24 protein-coding genes are annotated in these 15,176 nt (G+C 65.0%); 19 read left to right on the forward strand and 5 right to left on the reverse strand.

Annotated elements, in window-relative coordinates; translation table 11 throughout:
- Positions 1 to 80: 80 nt before the first annotated feature.
- On the reverse strand, positions 81 to 755 hold the full coding sequence (locus ACFOW8_RS28825) for a hypothetical protein (RefSeq protein WP_378554827.1): 675 nt from the start codon (positions 753 to 755) through the stop codon (positions 81 to 83).
- Positions 756 to 825: 70 nt separating this feature from the next.
- Complete coding sequence (locus tag ACFOW8_RS28830; RefSeq protein WP_378554828.1) at positions 826 to 1,137, reverse strand: helix-turn-helix domain-containing protein; 312 nt, start codon at positions 1,135 to 1,137, stop codon at positions 826 to 828.
- A 366-nt stretch (positions 1,138 to 1,503) separates the two neighbouring features.
- Between ACFOW8_RS28830 and ACFOW8_RS28835 the strand changes: the two genes are divergently transcribed.
- Entirely contained in the window at positions 1,504 to 1,929 is a 426-nt protein-coding gene (locus tag ACFOW8_RS28835) for a hypothetical protein (RefSeq protein WP_378554829.1), read from the forward strand.
- A gap of 70 nt (positions 1,930 to 1,999) precedes the next feature.
- On the opposite strand, the gene ACFOW8_RS28840 is transcribed toward ACFOW8_RS28835, so the two are convergent.
- Entirely contained in the window at positions 2,000 to 2,467 is a 468-nt protein-coding gene (locus ACFOW8_RS28840; RefSeq protein ID WP_378554830.1) for a hypothetical protein, read from the reverse strand.
- A gap of 361 nt (positions 2,468 to 2,828) precedes the next feature.
- Between ACFOW8_RS28840 and ACFOW8_RS28845 the strand changes: the two genes are divergently transcribed.
- The 18 genes from ACFOW8_RS28845 (at position 2,829) to ACFOW8_RS28930 (ending at position 13,704) form a co-directional block, all read left to right on the forward strand.
- Positions 2,829 to 2,957: a hypothetical protein gene (locus ACFOW8_RS28845; RefSeq protein ID WP_378554831.1), complete on the forward strand. Its 129-nt coding sequence runs from the start codon at positions 2,829 to 2,831 to the stop codon at positions 2,955 to 2,957.
- Positions 2,954 to 3,946 (forward strand): YqaJ viral recombinase family nuclease, encoded by a 993-nt coding sequence (locus tag ACFOW8_RS28850; RefSeq protein WP_378554832.1) that lies wholly within the window; start codon positions 2,954 to 2,956, stop codon positions 3,944 to 3,946. The genes ACFOW8_RS28845 and ACFOW8_RS28850 overlap by 4 nt, the downstream gene beginning before the upstream one ends.
- A gap of 2 nt (positions 3,947 to 3,948) precedes the next feature.
- A complete protein-coding gene (gene recT, locus ACFOW8_RS28855; protein ID WP_378554834.1) occupies positions 3,949 to 4,887 on the forward strand; it encodes a recombination protein RecT in 939 nt (312 codons plus the stop codon).
- Complete coding sequence (locus ACFOW8_RS28860) at positions 4,887 to 5,126, forward strand: hypothetical protein (RefSeq protein WP_378554835.1); 240 nt, start codon at positions 4,887 to 4,889, stop codon at positions 5,124 to 5,126. Before recT ends, ACFOW8_RS28860 begins: the two co-directional genes overlap by 1 nt.
- Positions 5,119 to 5,817 carry an exonuclease domain-containing protein gene (locus tag ACFOW8_RS28865; protein WP_378554836.1) on the forward strand — a complete coding sequence of 233 codons (699 nt, stop codon included), beginning with the start codon at positions 5,119 to 5,121 and terminating at the stop codon, positions 5,815 to 5,817. Before ACFOW8_RS28860 ends, ACFOW8_RS28865 begins: the two co-directional genes overlap by 8 nt.
- Positions 5,814 to 6,632, forward strand: a complete 819-nt coding sequence (locus tag ACFOW8_RS28870; protein WP_378554837.1) for a hypothetical protein — start codon at positions 5,814 to 5,816, stop codon at positions 6,630 to 6,632. The genes ACFOW8_RS28865 and ACFOW8_RS28870 overlap by 4 nt, the downstream gene beginning before the upstream one ends.
- On the forward strand, positions 6,629 to 7,360 hold the full coding sequence (locus ACFOW8_RS28875) for a hypothetical protein (RefSeq protein WP_378554838.1): 732 nt from the start codon (positions 6,629 to 6,631) through the stop codon (positions 7,358 to 7,360). Before ACFOW8_RS28870 ends, ACFOW8_RS28875 begins: the two co-directional genes overlap by 4 nt.
- Before the next feature lie 28 nt (positions 7,361 to 7,388).
- Positions 7,389 to 8,315, forward strand: a complete 927-nt coding sequence (locus ACFOW8_RS28880; RefSeq protein WP_378554839.1) for a hypothetical protein — start codon at positions 7,389 to 7,391, stop codon at positions 8,313 to 8,315.
- A complete protein-coding gene (locus tag ACFOW8_RS28885) occupies positions 8,312 to 8,884 on the forward strand; it encodes a hypothetical protein (protein WP_378554841.1) in 573 nt (190 codons plus the stop codon). The genes ACFOW8_RS28880 and ACFOW8_RS28885 overlap by 4 nt, the downstream gene beginning before the upstream one ends.
- Positions 8,881 to 9,276, forward strand: coding sequence for a hypothetical protein (locus ACFOW8_RS28890; protein ID WP_378554842.1), 396 nt, complete (start codon positions 8,881 to 8,883; stop codon positions 9,274 to 9,276). Before ACFOW8_RS28885 ends, ACFOW8_RS28890 begins: the two co-directional genes overlap by 4 nt.
- A gap of 205 nt (positions 9,277 to 9,481) precedes the next feature.
- Positions 9,482 to 10,465 carry a DNA cytosine methyltransferase gene (locus ACFOW8_RS28895; protein ID WP_378554843.1) on the forward strand — a complete coding sequence of 328 codons (984 nt, stop codon included), beginning with the start codon at positions 9,482 to 9,484 and terminating at the stop codon, positions 10,463 to 10,465.
- 182 nt (positions 10,466 to 10,647) lie between these two features.
- Positions 10,648 to 11,133 (forward strand): hypothetical protein, encoded by a 486-nt coding sequence (locus ACFOW8_RS28900; protein ID WP_378554844.1) that lies wholly within the window; start codon positions 10,648 to 10,650, stop codon positions 11,131 to 11,133.
- A gap of 311 nt (positions 11,134 to 11,444) precedes the next feature.
- On the forward strand, positions 11,445 to 11,822 hold the full coding sequence (locus tag ACFOW8_RS28905) for a hypothetical protein (protein WP_378554845.1): 378 nt from the start codon (positions 11,445 to 11,447) through the stop codon (positions 11,820 to 11,822).
- A gap of 64 nt (positions 11,823 to 11,886) precedes the next feature.
- On the forward strand, positions 11,887 to 12,177 hold the full coding sequence (locus tag ACFOW8_RS28910) for a hypothetical protein (protein WP_378554846.1): 291 nt from the start codon (positions 11,887 to 11,889) through the stop codon (positions 12,175 to 12,177).
- The gene (locus tag ACFOW8_RS28915) at positions 12,174 to 12,647 is read left to right on the forward strand and encodes a hypothetical protein (protein WP_378554847.1); all 474 of its coding nucleotides are present in this window, start codon (positions 12,174 to 12,176) and stop codon (positions 12,645 to 12,647) included. The genes ACFOW8_RS28910 and ACFOW8_RS28915 overlap by 4 nt, the downstream gene beginning before the upstream one ends.
- Positions 12,640 to 12,915: a hypothetical protein gene (locus ACFOW8_RS28920; protein ID WP_378554848.1), complete on the forward strand. Its 276-nt coding sequence runs from the start codon at positions 12,640 to 12,642 to the stop codon at positions 12,913 to 12,915. The genes ACFOW8_RS28915 and ACFOW8_RS28920 overlap by 8 nt, the downstream gene beginning before the upstream one ends.
- Complete coding sequence (locus ACFOW8_RS28925; RefSeq protein WP_378554849.1) at positions 12,908 to 13,216, forward strand: hypothetical protein; 309 nt, start codon at positions 12,908 to 12,910, stop codon at positions 13,214 to 13,216. The genes ACFOW8_RS28920 and ACFOW8_RS28925 overlap by 8 nt, the downstream gene beginning before the upstream one ends.
- A gap of 107 nt (positions 13,217 to 13,323) precedes the next feature.
- A complete protein-coding gene (locus tag ACFOW8_RS28930; RefSeq protein ID WP_378554850.1) occupies positions 13,324 to 13,704 on the forward strand; it encodes an HIT family protein in 381 nt (126 codons plus the stop codon).
- On the opposite strand, the gene ACFOW8_RS28935 is transcribed toward ACFOW8_RS28930, so the two are convergent.
- Together ACFOW8_RS28935 and ACFOW8_RS28940 are read right to left on the reverse strand one after the other, a co-directional pair.
- A complete protein-coding gene (locus tag ACFOW8_RS28935) occupies positions 13,676 to 14,818 on the reverse strand; it encodes a hypothetical protein (RefSeq protein ID WP_378554851.1) in 1,143 nt (380 codons plus the stop codon). The genes ACFOW8_RS28930 and ACFOW8_RS28935 overlap by 29 nt on opposite strands.
- Positions 14,819 to 14,910: 92 nt before the next feature.
- Complete coding sequence (locus ACFOW8_RS28940) at positions 14,911 to 15,093, reverse strand: hypothetical protein (protein ID WP_378554852.1); 183 nt, start codon at positions 15,091 to 15,093, stop codon at positions 14,911 to 14,913.
- Between the last annotated feature and the right edge of the window lie 83 nt (positions 15,094 to 15,176).

Consider the following 15,176-nt stretch of genomic DNA (forward strand, 5'->3'; position numbering starts at 1 on the left):
GACGGCCTGACAACGGCCTGACAACCTCACGTAGCCACCACCAGATCCACACCGAGCACGCCTGGATAGCCAGTCGATCGCTACCGCAGCTCCTCAGGGTCCTGCCGCCCCGCTCGCCACTCCCGCGCAGCCGACCACAACCCGAGCACACCAGCGACAGTGAGCGCCACCGTCACCGGGATCGTCACGAAATACGTCACCAACCCAGCATTCTCGGACAGCCAATCCGGATTGCCTCGAAGCCCATGCACCGCGACAGCCACAAACGCGATCTCGACCAACCCGCACCCGCCGACAACAACAGCCGCGGTCACCTTCGTCGTCGCCTCCGCACGCCGGAAGATCCGCGCCAACGTCGCCACCCCGAGCGCACCGACCGTCAGCGCCATCAGCACAACGGCCATAGCGCCAAACGGCTGCAGGGAGGGAAACAGCATGCCGGCGGCCATCGCCACCACGAGTGCTCGCCACGCCCAAACCGCCACACCGAACCCGACCTCGTGACCGCCATCCGTCGCGGTCAGGCCGCTGATCAGGATCCAGCCGTACAGCTCGCACGCCCCGGCCGCGATAACCGTGTATGTCAGGCGGAGACCGAAACTCGTCGAGTCGATATCCACCGTCATCGACGGAAGCAGGAACCCGGCACCGGTGAGGAGCAACGCGAGCGTGAACCGCCGCGACCCTCTCTTAACCTTCCAGATGGACAGACGAGCAACACCGACTGCAACCGTGACCAATCCAACAAACCACACGCCCGGATTCTAGAGACCTGCATGTCAGTGGGTGTCGAAATCGGCACACCGTAGCGAAATATCGGCGCCGTCAGAAGCCCAGCGACCGGCCGATGTCTTCCACGACCGGGTTGGATCGTGGCAGCGCAGGCGTGATCCCCTTCTGTCTCAGCAATTCCTCGGCTTCGGATACGAGCTCGGTTGCTGTGCAGCCGAACACACTGGCGGCCTGCCACACGAAGGAGAGTGGAACAGGTTGGCGGCCCTGCTCGAAGTTCCGTACGCGGGGCGCGCTCGTGCCGAGTGTCTTCGCGAACTCGGGCTGAGTCATCGGCAACGCCAGCCGGTGTTGAGCGATGACCCGCCCGACCGCCTGGTCAAGGTTGGTTAAGCCTTCCGTCACCACGACACCGTAGCCCCATGCGGGGCATGCGAGCCCGAAGTTCCCCAAGTCGACACCAGCAAAACCCGCTTCCTGGCAAACGAACCGATAACGGTGGTTGAGTACTAAGATTCTGAGTAGTAGGGTCGCAGTCAAGCTTTACAAGCACAACATTCCGGTAAATTCGCTTCCATGCGAGATGGCCTCGAAGTCGGGAGAAAGGCCAGCTCAGGGGGGCTGGCGACCACACGAGGATGAGCCACTGGTGACAACCCACTCGAGATAGCACGCGCGAGAGAAGGACGCTACCGAACGCCCGCTGGCAAGCATCGGGCACACCGCTCCGCGCCATCGATATCAACCCCATCAGTAGCTAGGACCAGACCAATGACGCTCGGCTCCAACTATCCATGCTCACCGATCCATCTCGACGCCGATCTCAGCCCCGATGTCGGCACCCTAGGCATCAAGGTCCACCCCGCGGCCGGGCCCGCCCACTACTGGACCGACGGCGACCACTGGTGGAAGATCATCGGCCACCACACCGTCGATCGCGGCGGCACCATCGAAGTGTGGCCCGTCACCCGCACCCAGCTAGCCGACGACGAATACGACACGCTATGTGGGTTCGCCGCCGACGCCTTCGTCAACCGGCCAAGCGCTGAGACCGGCTGGCGCGCAACCGGCGACGGCGACTGGCACTGCTCCATCTCGGTCGAAGTTGACGGAGGCGACGGGCTCGGTGCCCGCGCGAAAACGATCCACGACTCGCTCATGCGGTGCGCCCAGCAGCATTGGCAGCCCGCCGCCTAGAACACCGAAGCTCAGAGAATCGAAGGTGCCCCCACCGAAACCGGTGGGGGCACCTTTCTTGCTGTCTGCGTTAATCGCGGGTGTCGGGTCGCCGCATCACTGTCGACACCCGCGACGACCGCCGCCGACCCGACGGTTTATCCTCCGGCTCAGCCGCGGGATCGACCTTCGCGTGAAGCTCCTCGTTCTCAGCGGCATACGCCGACAGACGTTTCTGGAGCTCGCGGATGAGTTCGGCGTCGGAGAGCTGATCGGGTGAGGAGTTCGCGATGGATTCTTTCGACGTCAGGTCGTCCCATGACAGCAGGCCGGCGTTGACGAACACCTCGAGCACGGGCCGCTGATACTCGTAGGCCACTTTCCTGGCGACCTGCGGGGTGGCTGCACCGCCGCGGTTCTTCCATGCTGTGGCTGCGCCGCCGGTGACTCCGACCGACCGCACGAACTGGGCGGTGTTGATGCCGTTAGCGGCACACAGATCCTCGACGTAGTCCCACCAGCGGTTCTCTGTCGCTGGGGGCTGCTTCGTGTCAGTCATAGGTCGCCTTCCGTAACGCCGCTCGGTTCGCTGTCAAGATCCAGCGCACGCCGCGTTGAACACCGGTCAGGTCGATGGTATCGGCATCTTGACTCAAGTGGTAGATGCTCAAGTCGACTGTATGTCGTGATGTTACTGACAAGTGTCACCGATTTCCGCAGGTGACGCCAGCGAGTCGGTTCAACCGGACTATCCCGGACTCAACAGTGCCCTGACCTGTCCGCCCTTGATTGAAGGTGCAATCGCTTGTAGTCTGTTGAATGCATTCAATTCAACTCAGCGGAGCTAAAGGTGCCCGCCCCCCACTAGCACTGGGAGACGGGCGAGCCACTCCGCGACAGCGAAAGAAGGACCCCGCGGAATGACTGACACGAAGCGTACCCACACCCCCAGACAGATCGGCGAATCCCTCGCCGTCCTGCTGATCTGCCTCTCGTTCGGCGCCTTCTTCGGCGCGATCGCCTGGCTGCTCGATTGGACCGTGCTGTGACCAACCCGCACTTCTACCAAGAGCTTCCGCGTACCGAACACGGCAGCCCGGAATGGCTCGAAGCGCGTCTCGCTGGCATCGGATCCTCCGAAGTGTCCGCGCTGCTCGGGCTCGTCGACTGGGACTCGCCGTACACGATCTGGCTGCGTAAGACCCGCCGTGCACCCGCCGACTCAGGCGTCGATACCGAATCGATGTTCTGGGGCCGCGCACTGGAACCCGTCATCCGCCAGGTCGCTTGCGAACGCCTCGGCCTCACCGTCGAGCTGCCCGGCACTCTGCAGTCGATCGAACGTCCCCACATGCTGTACAGCCCCGACGGATTCCTCTCCGACGGCGGTCTGCTGGAAACGAAGAACACCGCCTGGTTCATGGCGGGCAAGTGGGACGGACAGATCCCCGACCACGCCGAAATCCAGCTCCACCACGGCATGTACGTCACCGGCGCCACCCACGCCTACGCCGCGGGCCTCATCGGTGGCAACCGCCTCGAAATCGCCCGGATCGAACGCAACGAGAAGCTGATCGAGCTCCTCGTGCCCGCGTGCGACCGGTTCTGGCGCGACTTCGTCCTCGCCGACGTCGAGCCGCCGATCACCGGGACCAGCGCCGACCGCGGCGCCGTCGACATGCTGCATCCGTTCGTCGGGGGAGACCTGCAGGTCACCCGCCAGCAGATCAGCGGACTCCACACCGAGTACCGGGCCGCGCAGGAAGCCGAGAAGGCGGCCAAGAAACGCAAAGACGCCGCGGGCAACAAGATCCGCGCGCTGATGGACGGCCACTCCCGGCTGCTCGTCGGCGACGACGTGTGGGTCTCCACGAAGGGCGGACCGTTCCGGTCTACCCAGTTCCGCGACGACGAGCCCGAACTGTTCGCCGAGTACTCCACCCGCTCCGCGCTCGACACCCACGAACTTCGCGAGGACCACCCCGACGTGTACGCGAAGTACCGCTCCACTTCCCTCGACCTGAAAGAGGTGGCCTGATCATGGCCCGCAACCTGACCGAACGCATCGAAGCCAGCCAGGAACTCGTCGCGCATGACGAGCAGAAGCCGCCGTCGCTGCAGCAGCAGATCCGCAACATGGAACAGCAATTCGCGCTCGCGATGCCGCGCGGTGGCGAAGCCGCCCAGCTTGTGCGCGACGCACTGACCTGCCTGCGGCAAACTCCCAAGCTTGCCGAATGTGACAACGCAAGCATCCTCGGCTCGCTGATGACCTGTGCCCAGCTCGGCCTGCGCCCCGGAGTCCTCGGCCACGCTTGGCTGCTTCCGTTCTGGGACAGCAGGTTCGAGTGGCGCGACGATCGCGGTCGTCAGCGCAACGGGGGGATGCGTGCACAACTGGTTATCGGCTATCAGGGCCTGGTCGAACTCGCCCACCGCTCCGGAAAGATCAGCTCGCTGATCGCGCGCACCGTGTACGCCAACGACACATTCGACGTCGACTACGGCCTCGCTGACTCCCTCATTCACAAGCCCAACCTCAAAGGCAGCCGCGGCAACATCGTGGCCTTCTACGCCATCGCGAAGTTCACCACCGGCGGCCACGCGTTCCTCGTCATGACCTACGAGGAGATGATCGAGTACCGCGACCAGCACGCCAAGGCGCGCCGCAAGGATAAGAGCATCTTTGGCCCCTGGATCGACAACTTCGAAGGCATGGCACACAAGACCGTAGTCCGGCAGCTGTCGAAGTGGATGCCCAAGAGCACCGAGTTCGCCCGCGCTATTGAGCACGACGAAGCAGTCCGCGTCGACATCACCCCCGACGCGATCGACCGCCCGATCCACGTCGAGGTCGACCCCGACGACCCCAACGTCATCGACGCCGAAACTGCCGACCCCACCGCGACCGATGACGGCCAGGCCACCGACGCGCCGTCCGACTACTACGACGGCATCCCGCTCCCGGACGGTGAATGATGCGCCGCGACCACCTGATTGTGGCGCCGCACGATCCCGACGGGGTATGGCTCGCCTACCCGACCGCTGGGAAGCGGTCGGGGGAGGGCGGGGACTGCTACGAGGTGAAATCGTTCGGCGACGACGAACTGGCCGCATACCGGTACTGCAACCGCGTCGACGGATTCAAGGCTGTCCTCGTCAAACCCGGCCAGACCGTCCTCGACGCCGTCAACGCCATGGCAGACGCCCATGACTAGCTGGACCGAACTCCCGTTGGCATGTTTCGACCTCGAAACAACCGGCACCGACCCGTTCACGGCACGGATCGTGTCAGCGTTCGTCGGACGGATCGACGGTGCCGAGGTACAGCGCCGCCACTGGATCGCCAACCCCGGCGTCCCCATCCCCGCTCAAGCCACCGAAATCCACGGCTTCACCGACGAATACGTCCAACGGCACGGACACCCACACGACCAGGTAGTCGCCGAAGTGGTCACCGAGCTGCGCACCGTGTGGGCAGAAGGCCGCGGCATCGCCGTCTACAACGCCAGCTACGACCTGTCGCTGCTTGCCGCCCACGAACCTTCGTTCACCGCAGCAGGCCTAGTAATCGACCCGTTCTGCCTCGACAAGCAGTACGACAGATTCCGCAAAGGCGCAGGCCAACGCAAATTGTCGGCCGTGATGATCCACTACGGGATGCGCCTCGATGACGCTCACGACGCCGAAGCCGACGCGCTCGCCGCAGCCCGCCTCGCCTGGAAACTGCCCCGCGTGTACACGGGCCTTGCCGACTACACCAGTGACCAGCTGATGGAACGCCAAGCCCACTGGTACCGCGAAGACGCCTACCGATACGCCGACTGGCTCCGCCGAAACGACCGCGACCCCAGCGGTGTCCGCACCGAATGGCCGATCCAGCTCGCACCCGAAAGCGAAGCAGCATGAGCGCTCCCCGTTCCACTGTGCCGGTAATCGGCGACTACAAAGCCCACAAGCTGTGGCGAATGCGCCAGGACCGCGGCGAACCATCCACGATGGTCGACGCGAAACCCGCGCAAGACCACGCGATCTGGCTACACAGCATCGGATTCAACGACTCCTCGATCGCAGCGGCAGCCGGGCTCACTCCACCCACCGTGAACAACTTCCGACGCCGGGCCTACCGCACCGCTCGCGCCGAACAGGCCGCCCGGCTGCTGGCTGTCTCACACATCCCAACCTGCCCAGAACACGACACCCGCTACGTGCCCGCGCTCGGCGCCCGACGTCGCATCCAAGCGCTACTGGTCCTCGGCTGGACCTACACCGACATCGGCGCGGTAGCCGGAATCGCTGTCGAACAAGTCAGCCGAACCGCACGCGGCACACGCACCGAGGGCCAGACCTGGCAACGGATCGACTTGGCCTACGAAACCCTTTCCGGGAAACGCGGCCCGTCGAGCATCGGGGCGAAGAAGGCCACCAACCGCGGCTACGCCTCGCCCATGGCGTGGGAAGGCATCGACATCGACCACCCCGACAGCATCCCGCTCCTCGACGCCGAACCTGCCAACGAACTCGACGAGGTCTTGCTGCAGCGCATGATCGACGGCCGCCACGCCGGCGAGGTCCGCGGTGCTGAACGCAAAGCGCTGATCGACCACGCCATAGCAAAAGGCTGGGACCACGAACGCCTCGCCCGAAGTCTCAATGTCAGCCCAGACGGCGCCGGACAGGCCCTCGTGCGGCGACGGCGCGAACTCCGCAGGGAGGCGGCGTGACGACTCTGCACAAGCGCACCCTCGATACCAAACGCTATCGGTGGCGCAAGGCCAACGGCATCCAGCTGTTCACCTCGGCGGAGCCGATCAAACAGCACATTGCTGAACTCGGCGGCCTGGGCGTCACGCCCCAAATGATCGGCTACGTCGTCGGATGCGACCGGCAAGCCATCCAGGCCGTCGCAACCTGCAAACGGATCCGAATCGACTTCGCCGCACGCATTCTCACAGTCACCGTGCACCCGCACCCTCGGCAACTCCACGTCCTCGCGATCGGAGCCCGACGCCGGATCGAGGCATTGCAGGCCCTCGGCTGGCCGCGGCGCGTGCTCGCTGCCCGACTGAACGTCGACAGCAGCATCGTCAGCCAACTGTGCTCACAACGACACACCAGCTACGCCCGCTGGCACGCCGTACAGAACCTCTACGAGCAACTGTCTGGAACCCGCGGCCCGAGCAACCATGTCGCCTCCATCGCACACCAGGCAGGGAAAGTCCCACCCCTCGCCTGGGAAGGCATCGATATCGACGACCCGCGAACCCAGCCGGACTGGGCTGCTGCAGGCATCAAGCTCGCTGAGCGGCCCGTCTGCCCGCGCGGGCACGCCTACACGGCGGTCAACACCAAACGGACCGCAGACGGGCGCCGCTCCTGCCGGACCTGCCGCCGTGTCAACGACACCACGGCCAAACGGAACGCGCGCCGCCGCGCCGCCAACGCTGCCTAACCCACCCGCCGAAAGGACGGACCGCCCCGTGCCGAAGGACAATCGGATCTTCATCACGCTGGCCGTCGACATGGACCGCCACCCGAAGTTCGCGACCCTCAACGACGCCCAGAAGTTCCTCATCGTCCGTGCCCTCATGCACTGCCGCGAGTACCTCACCGACGGCCAGATCGGCATGGCGGTCTGGCGGAAGATGGGAACAGATCGGAACAGAAAAGCAGTTCTTGCCACCGGCGTCTGTTCTGAGGTTCCAGAACAAAATTGCGTCATCTTCCACGACTACGCCGAGCACAACCAGACCCGAGCAGAGGTCGAAGCGGCGAAGGAAAAAGCCAGGTCAGCCGGGCAAAAGGGCGGTCTCCGAAAGGCGGCGAACGCCAAGCGGAACGCCCACCAAACGCCTAGCGAAGCTCTAGCACCTGCTAGGCATCCGCTTAGCGAAAACGTAGCAGAGATAGAGATAGAGAAAGAAAGAACTACTTACGTACCAGCCGCTGCTTACGAAAGTAACGCGAGCGAACCCGAAAACGACGGCGACGCCAACACCGACCTCGACAGCTGGAAACTCGTCCAACACACCTGCCGAGACCTCCGCGGCCCCACCAAAACCGCCCTCCGGCACGAAGTCGACCAACTCCTCCGCGCAGGCGCCACCCACGCCGACATCACGACCGGACTCCAAGACTGGATGACCCGACCCAAAGCGCGCCCCGGCCTCCTCGGCCACCTCGTCGACGACGCCACCAAAGTGCGAATCGCCCCCACCACGACCAGCGCTGGCACACACCTGTCGCACCACGACCGCAAAACCGCGGGCTGGGACACCGCCCTCGAAGACGCCAAACGCTCCCTCGGGCTCGTCCCCACCGCCACCAACCAAGCCGCACTCCCCACCAGCAGCGACCGGCCCCTCATCAGCCTCGTCGACACCGACTACATCGAGGACATCGCATGACCACCACCCCTGACCAGCACCTCGAAACCGCCCACGAAGTCCTCAAACGCTGCTCCGGCTACGACCTGTGGTTCCCCACCCCCAGCCAAACCGCGATCGTCGCCTGGGCCAACGCCTTCGCCCAATCCGGACTCGGCCGCGAAGACCTCATCGCCGGCGTCGACCGTGCCTACCAAGCCGAACCCCCCGGCTTCCGACCGCTGCCCGCCAGCATCATCAGCTACGCGAAAGCCGCCTACTACGAGGCACTTCGCAACCTCACCGACGACCGGCGCCGCCTCATGGACGAAACGAACTACGCCCTCCAGGACCTCGGCTACAGCACCAACGACGCACACCGGTACTCCCGCGCCGTCGCCCTCGGCCGTCGAACCCCCGTCCGGCTGACCGAGGAACAAGCCGACGAGTTGCGTGCCCGGCTCGCCCGCACCAGCCGCCAGCTCGAACAGCCACCGCGGCACCTCCAACCGCTGTGGAACATCCTCGCCGAAATCGGTCAAGGCCCGCAGAAAGCGTTCAACAGCACCCCCGAAATTGACCACCCGACCGAGGAGACCGACGCAGCATGAACCGAGCCGACACCGCCGCGATCCTCGACGAAATCGCCGCCTACGACCAACGCCCCATCAACGCCGACACCATCAGCCACTGGCACAACACCATCGGCCACCTCAACCGCAACACCGCATCCGAAGCCGTCGCCATCCACCACAAAACCAACGCCTACCGAATCACCCCCGAAGCCGTCCTCGACATCGCCGCACACATCGCAACCCGCACCACCAGCGCCCCACAACCCAAACGACGCGCCGTCCTCGCCGCCTACCAAGTCAACGCCGCACTCAGCTACCCCTGCCCAACCTGCAACGCCGAACCCGGCCACACCTGCACCTCCGCCACCGGCGAAGAAGCCCACTGCCCATGCGTCGCCCGGCTCATCGGACGGGAGATCGCAGCATGAACAAAACCGTTAGCGGAAGAAACTGCGTACACGGGACGCAGTTTGCTGCAGTCGGATCGTTGTTCCGTAGCGGCCCCGCTCGCAAACGTGAGGCGGCCGTACGGCAGGCCAGCGTCCACGCTGCCGCCCGAACAAACGTTCGACGGGGGATCGGTCAGGCTGAACACGCTACAGCCAATCTGGGCCACACTCCGGGAGGTGCCCAATGGCGCTGACCGTGACCGACCTGTTCGCCGGCGGAGGCGGTTCCAGCGAAGGACTCCGCCGCGCCGGATACGACATCTGGATCGCCACCAACCACTGGCCCGTCTCCGTCGCGACCCACCAAACCAACCACCCCGACACCGAGCACCGGACTGCCGACCTCACCAACACCAGCTTCGGCACGTACCCGCGCACCGACGTTCTGTGGGCATCACCGTCCTGCACCCGCCACTCTGTCGCCTCCCGCACCCGGCAAGGAAGCACCGAAGACGAACTTCGCCGCGACACCGCAGACAAGGTAGATCGGGCGACCGCGTTCGCGGTCCTGGCGGCGGCTGAGATCCACGGCTATGAAGCTGTGATCGTCGAAAACGTGCGCGAGTTCCAGAACTGGGTGCTGTTCCCGATGTGGCTCGCCGGCATGCGCGCTCTTGGCTATCGCGAACAGATCGTGCATCTCAATGCTGCTGAGGTCGGGCCGGTTCCGGTGGCGCAGGACCGTCGGCGCCTGTTCATCGTGTTCACCCGCGACGGCCGTGTCGACCTCACGGTGCCCACGGTGCCGCGGACTCCCGTGACAACGATCCTCGACCCCGATGCTCCGTTCGAAGTCCTCGGCGATCGCCGCTTGTACGTGTCGCCGCAGATCGACTCGATCCCCGATATCGACGTGCCGCACGTGGTCACCTATCGACGCAACGCGAAGCCGCGCCGCGCAGACACCCAGCAGCTGTACACGATCACCGCTGGCGGCAACCATCACGCGCTGGCGATGCGCACCGCGGACGGCCCGGTGCATCGGTGGTTGACGACCCTGGAGCTCTCACGCGCGCAAGGCTTCTCGGACTCGTACGTGTTCACTGGTACGGACTCGCAGGTGCGGCGGCAGATCGGGAACGCGGTCGCGGTGAACGTCGCCCAGTTCCTCGGCGAACGCGTCGCCGCAGCATTGGGCGAGCAGCAACCCGACCTGGTGGCAGCATGAACTGCACCCGATGCGGCAGAGAATACAAACCGCTCCGACGTAGCCTGTGTCACTCCTGCTACCAGATCGTCCTTGAACGCCTGACCGCATACGGACGATGGCAATCGGTACTCGTCGACGCCGAACCCGCTCGCCAGCATGTCCTCGCGCTCATCGCGGCGGGTGTGAGTCGTCGTCAGATCGTGAAGATCTCCGGCATCCCGCGTAGTTCGCTGTTCACGCTGCTGTCGGGGAAACGTGCGGGTCCGGCCGAGAAGATCTGGGAGAGCACCGCGGCGCGGCTGCTCGCTGTCCCGATCCCCGGTGCCCCGCACCAGGTAGCCGCGGCCAGCGACCTCATGCCGGCGGTTGGCGCGATCCGCCGACTGCAGTCGCTCGTCGCTGCGGGTTGGCCGATGTCGACCTTGTCGCGGGAGTGTGGGATGGGGGAGAGCGGCGTGTCGGAGGTGATTCGTACCCGGCCTGAGCTGATCACCGTCGACAAGCACCGACGAGTGGCCGCCGTGTTCGCTCGGTTGCAGCTCGAGCCGGGACCGTCATCGCGTGCCCGGAATCACGGCCGGAAGATGCATTGGCCGCTGCCGTTCCAGTGGGACGAAAGCGACCTCGACAGCCGCGGGGCCACAATGGCGGCCCCGCGGCGACGAGCCACCCGAGCAGCGGCATGACCACCGGCAGGACGGGTTTGACATGGATTGTGGAATGTAGATGTGCGCACCAATGAATGGCTCCGGCCGGTGAGGGACTGGCCGGTGATCGCCCGTCGCCTTCTCCGGCTTTGGAGCCGGGGGAGGGTCGACGGGCTCGCGCGGCCGTGGGCACGTTGCCATTGCGGTGCACTGGCTGACTTCGCGTTCGAGCGGGGACCACGATGTCTCGCTTGTCAGGTGTTGCATCACGAAACCTGTTGGTGCAGTGCACCGTTCCGTCTCAACCACGCCGCCCGGCTGGCCGACCATCCGCACGAAGGAGACCGTCAGTGACCGCCCGACCGCTCAGCCACCTCGTCGCCGAGGGTCGCTCGCTGTTCGCCGAAGCCACCCGCGGCGAATGGTCAGCCACGCCACCGAGCGGGATCGTGCCCACCGACTACTGGGCCGTCGGCACCACCGCGGACGGCCTGCTGGAACGGTTCGCCACCGCCGGCACGAGCTTGAACGACGAGGCCGACGCGCACGCAATCGCCTGGGCGATGACGAACCTGCCCCACCTGCTCGACGCCCTCGACCGCGTACAGGCGCTGCTACGCGAATGGGAACACGGAACCAGCCCTGCCCACGCCGACCTGTTCGGGGCGATCGAACAGCACGCCATCAACCAGCTCCGAACCGCCCTCGAAGGAAACCCCACCGCATGACCCCGTACGCCTACGACACCGAGTTCCTCGTGTCCGGGCTCCGCGCGCGTGAGGAGGACGGGCAGTGACCGCCGAGGAGATCCGCGCCGAAGCGATCGAGCGCGTTGCCCAAGCGGACTTCGCATACACCGAGAAGTTCATGGGCCGGGCACGTGAATGGGATGCGGCGACGGAATCTGACCGGAAGTTCCATCGAGAGATGGCGGCTGTCGCCGTCGACGCGCTCGGTGACCTGCTGCCCACGGGTGTCGACGTGCAACACGGCTGGATCGATCGCAACCCCGAAGGGGCAATCGTGCACCGCGAACCCGCCTGCCACCGCTACGTCACCGCCTGGAAGGCCGGACCCGAATGACCGCCGACGTGCCCGACCTGACCATCGCCGAGCTCGAGCAGATCCGCGAGGCGACGCTGCGTACGTACGAGGGCGGTGACGAGCAATACGACACGCTCCCGCGACGCCTGCGTGAACTCACCGTGCCGGACGGCGGGCTGATCAACATGATCGACCTCGCCATCCTCCGCACCCGCCAACTCGAGGCGTTGCGCGCGCAGACGCAGGAGGACTACGCGGCCATCCGCGCCAAGCAGCAGCGCGACGCCGAGCGGATCCGTGAACTGGAAGTCACCCTGCCCGCGGGGGAGTGGGTGTTCACCGCTGCCGATGTGGAAGCAGCCAAACCCACTGGCGGCGGCGTGGACTACACGATCGTCGCGCCGGGTGCGCTCGCCAAGATGCTCGCCGACGACGAGAACACCATGTCGCCACGATTCCGGGAAGCCATCGCGCGCGCCCGCCAACGCAGGGAGAACCCCGATGGGTGACGGGCCTCGTACCTTCCGGCTGGGCGACCACGGCAGCTGGGGCAACACGATCGCCTGGTGGACCCTGCCCGACAGCAACGGCCGCGGCCGAGTCCACGGCTGGCTTCCGCGTCGGCCGCAGCCCGGTGATCGCGTCATCAGCCCGATGCGGTCCGGGCGCAACGGGATCTTCGTGGTCGCCGGCGAGGGCAACAGCTACCCCTACGACCCGCCCGACCAATTCTTTTGCAACGTCGACTTCACCGGATACGAGGACACCGATGGCTGAGGCCAAGCAGTACCGCAAGAAGCCCGTCGTCATCACCGCCATGGAGTGGGACGGCACCGCGGAGAGCGCGACGCCGATCATCGACTGGGTGCTCGCAAACGGCGGCACCGCCCGATTCTCGTGCTCCCAGCCCGACTCCGGACCGTGCCGCCCCGGTAAGCCGCACAGCATCGCGATCGACACGCTGGAGGGCACGATGCACGCGAGCCCAGACGACTACGTGATCCGCGGTGTCGCCGGCGAGTTCTACCCATGCCGCGGCGACATTTTCGAGGCTACCTACGAACCCGTCGAGGGCTGAACCATGGCTGACCGCTGTGAACAAGAGCTGTGCCGCAACTGGACCGGGTCCGGCTGCATCTGCGAAGTGATGGACATCGAACCCGACGTAGTCGAGGACGGCCAGCCATGGTGAATCCCTGCCCGTTCTGCGAGATCCTCGCCTACCGCGCGACAGCGAAATGGCGGTACACGTGGCCCGAAGCGATCGCGATCGAACCACTCAACCCGGTCACCGACGGGCACCTACTCGTCATCCCGCGCCAGCACGTCGCCGACGCCACCGTGGATCCGATCCTGACCGGCATGGTGATGAAACGCGCCGCCGAGATCATCACACCGCACCCCTCGGCGAACATCATCACCAGCATCGGCGCTGAAGCCACCCAAACCGTCTTCCACCTGCACGTGCACGTGGTGCCGCGGCGTCACGGTGACGGCCTGCACCTGCCCTGGACTGGACAGCAGGTCGACTCGACACTCATGAGGGAGCCGAAGGATGCGCACTAGGCATCCGCACTTCAACCTTCTGCTGTGAGCCGGAAAGCCGCCTCGGCGGGTGCCCCGTGACCCAGGAAGTCAACAGTTCTTGGCCTCCGTAGTCTGCAGGCACCACCTTGTGGTGCTTTGTCCGAAGGAGTCGCTGCCGTAGACCCGCCTGTTGGTCTGAGGCGCCAATAGGTAGAACGGCGACGAGTTCAACCCAGTCAGATTCGCTCAGTGATTGCGAGACGGCTGGCTCGAGGTATGCCGAGAGCTCCATACGCACAACGTCGGGGGCCATCATCACAAGTCCTGAGGGCGAATCGGTTGCGCCATACTGGTTGAACTCCTTGGGGCGTGGGAACCTCGTTTCGAAGGGGTTGTTCGGATCGGATGGGGGCCGCATAGGGGCCGACGTAACGTAGGTCGCCGCTGAGCAGTCGACCTCATGGCCGCGGCTACTGCACAATGTGATCCGCTGACGATGTGTTGGGAAGAAGGTGTGTTGGCCCGGCTGCGAGTCGATTAGCACGATCGCCATGAATGACAAACGAGTCTTGTCCAGCGGTGCTTCTGCCTTGGCGGGGTCATAGAGCGAAACGTCGGACCAGACGACAGCCATCGACGGAACGACCGCTTTGGCTTGCAGTAGCGACAACAATTCAGCTCTTGTCGCGGTCCGGGTACCTGTCGCGCTACGCCACGGGACAGCTGCCTTCGCCCATCCGGTGTTCTTGTCTTTGTCCTCATCCTTGAGGTTGATCATGTATGGGGCGCGGTCGGTTTCGAACAGCAACGCGCACACTGAGCCAATGTGTTGGTCGCCGCGTTCGATATCCACGTAAAGGGTTTCGATCTGAGGTGCAACACCATGAGCGAACTGCTTCTCCATCGCAGGCCACCACGTGTTCAGGTCGCGATCCTTCTCGAAAGCAACGAGCTCGTGACGCCTCTCGCTCAATCCAATGATCCACAGGATGGGTTGCCCTCCCGCAGAGTTCGCCATGCCGGCCAACTGTCCGGCTTGCTCCGGTCCTGGCCAGTCGCCCTTGATCTCGACAAGGTCGTCCTCTCGTGTACCACCGTCGAGTACGCGGTCCACGATCCTGTTAACCCAGATCTCAAGCCGGTTCTTGTTCACGACGATCAAAGGTACCCGAGCGAGAGTCGCAGGATAAGGCTCGGCGCTAGTCCGAGGCCCATGCTATGGAGCGGTTGGACGACCGTGTGGGCTCAGGCCGCGGTGAGCGTGTCCGGGTGCACGTTGGCCTTCAGGCTCGGCCGGGCCAGGCTCGCGACCCGCACCTTCCCCGAGGGCCACACCCGCACGATCCGTACGTGGTCGCCGCGGCGCACGATGTGATCGGCCGTGAAAAGAATTGTTTGCAGGGTTTCCGCGATCAGCCCGTTTTCCATTTTCCTGCCCTTTCGTTGGTGTGTACGACGACCGTAACTCTGGTCTTGCGGACAGCTCAAGCGGTCGCCGCAACATTCTTTCC

This window comes from Nocardia rhizosphaerae (assembly GCF_042650365.1).
GTDB lineage: Bacteria > Actinomycetota > Actinomycetes > Mycobacteriales > Mycobacteriaceae > Nocardia > Nocardia rhizosphaerae.